Origin of the sequence: Microbispora sp. CL1-1, from assembly GCF_012034195.1 — a bacterium.
Classification (GTDB): domain Bacteria; phylum Actinomycetota; class Actinomycetes; order Streptosporangiales; family Streptosporangiaceae; genus Microbispora.
Genome location: NZ_JAATEK010000207.1, coordinates 1 through 408 on the forward strand (window position 1 = coordinate 1; position 408 = coordinate 408).

The window sequence follows — 408 nt, forward strand, 5'->3', positions numbered from 1 at the left end:
TGAACCACTCCGACTTTCGTGGAGGCCCTGAAGCCAGCATCATCTGCTGGCGGAAGGGAGAATCACGTCACGATGCCAGCCCCGAGGAAGTATCCCCAAGAGCTTCGAGAGCGCGCGGTCCGGATGGTGTTTGAGGTTCGCCGGCAGACCGGCGGTGCCCCCGGCGCGATCGCCCGGGTGGCCGATCAGCTCGGTGTTCACCGCGAGGCGCTGCGCGGGTGGGTGCGCCAGGCCGAGATCGACGAGGGACAGCGTCCCGGCACCTCGACCGCTGATGCGCAGCGGATCGCCGAGCTGGAGCGTGAGGTGCGCGAGCTGCGCCGCGCCAACGAGATCCTCAAGGCCGCGGCCGCTTTTTTCGCGGCCGAACTCGACCCACGGCCGCCCAGGTAGTTGCCTTCATCGACG

Annotated in this window: 1 pseudogene; it reads left to right on the forward strand. The window is 68.4% G+C overall.

What is annotated here, in order from left to right:
- Positions 1 to 72 precede the first annotated feature (72 nt).
- Positions 73 to 408 (forward strand): annotated as a pseudogene (locus HCK04_RS40635) (transposase); the annotation flags it as partial.